Annotated in this window: 2 protein-coding genes; one reads left to right on the forward strand and one right to left on the reverse strand. The window is 72.7% G+C overall.

Translation table 11 applies throughout. The features are described 5' to 3' along the window. Nucleotides 1-160: 160 nt before the first annotated feature. Nucleotides 161-715 carry an RNA polymerase sigma factor gene (locus A7A76_RS05340; protein WP_074867964.1) on the reverse strand — a complete coding sequence of 185 codons (555 nt, stop codon included), beginning with the start codon at nucleotides 713-715 and terminating at the stop codon, nucleotides 161-163. 265 nt (nucleotides 716-980) lie between these two features. Between A7A76_RS05340 and A7A76_RS05345 the strand changes: the two genes are divergently transcribed. Continuing rightward, a partial coding sequence (locus A7A76_RS05345; RefSeq protein WP_206410222.1) for a hypothetical protein occupies nucleotides 981-1,336 on the forward strand: 356 nt, incomplete at its 3' end.

Consider the following 1,336-nt stretch of genomic DNA (forward strand, 5'->3'; position numbering starts at 1 on the left):
TCCTGCGCCGCGGCCGGCTGGCCCACGGCGGCGCGCGCGGCGGCCAGGATCGCGGCGTCCAGCGCCGGCGACGGACCCTCGTGCGGGCCCAGCCGCAGCAGCCGATCGGCCAGCGCGCGCTCTTCCGGCGACAAGGGATCGGGGGCGTCGGGACGGCGGTTCATTCGGTCAACCTCGCGCGCAGCTTGTCCATCGCGTACCGCAGCCTGGACTTCACCGTTTCCCGACCCACCCCCGTAATGGCGCCGATCTCCTCCAGGCTCAACTCCTGCTCCAGGCGCAGCAGCACCACTTCGCGCTGCTCCTCGGGCAATTCCTCGATCGCGCGCTGCAGGCGGCGGCGCTGTTCGAAGTCGGACAGCTCGCGTTCCGGCGTGGTCGGGTCGGGCACGCGCGCGGCGCGCTCGTCGCCGTCCTCCGGCGTCGCCGGGCGGTGCTTGAGCCCACGCCAGTAGTCGTTCAGCCGGTTGTGCGCGATCCGGAACAGCCAGGTGTTGAACTGCGCGTCCGGCTTCCAGCCCTGGCGCGCGCCGATCACGCGCTGCCACACGTCCTGGAAGAATTCGTCGGCCAGGGCCGAATCGCGCAACTGGCGCAGCAAGAAGCGGTACAGCGGGCCGCGGTGGCGCGCGTACAACACCTCGAACGCGCCGGCGTCGCCGGCCGCCCAGGCCAGCATCAACACATCGTCGCTCGCGTCCGCACCGGAGTTCATCGGCGGCAGGTTAAGCGCAGACGGCGCCGACGGGAAGCGCTTGCCTGCCGCGGCCGGGTCGTATAGCAGGATGTGCAGCGCCAGGATCATGACAGGAACCAACGGATCGCGGCCGCGGATGGGGTTTGCCGGCCAAAACGACGACCCACGGCGGGGTTTGCGGCCTGCCGCGCGGGTAAGGCTCGCGTTATCCTTGCGAACGCTCGAATACGGGCGGTTCAAGACAGGCGGTCCGGTGCGGGGCGATCGGGTGCGGAATGATGCGATGCGAGCGGCAGCGGCGGACTCGCCCGAAGGCGCCTGGCCCGGGCAGGCGCTGGCGGCCGCGTTGCTGGAAGCGCTGCCGTCGGGTTCGCAGATCGCGGTGAGCTGGCGCACCGCGCAGGGCCGGGTCGCCGAATCGTTCACCCCCGGCGCCGACGGCGCGCTGCGCGCCAGCGCGCTGGACCGGCTGGAATGCGATCCGCCGGCGGTCGGCGCCTCCGCCGACCGTTACGCCGACCGCATCGAAGCGGCGTGGTGGCTCGAAGACCGCAGCCGCGCCAGCCTGATCGCGCAGATGCCGCGCGCGCTGCCGGCGCCGCTGCGCGCGGCGTGGCTGGCGATGGCGCGGCGGGTGGT

This window comes from Lysobacter enzymogenes (assembly GCF_017168095.1).
Taxonomy (GTDB): Bacteria; Pseudomonadota; Gammaproteobacteria; order Xanthomonadales; family Xanthomonadaceae; genus Lysobacter; species Lysobacter enzymogenes_D.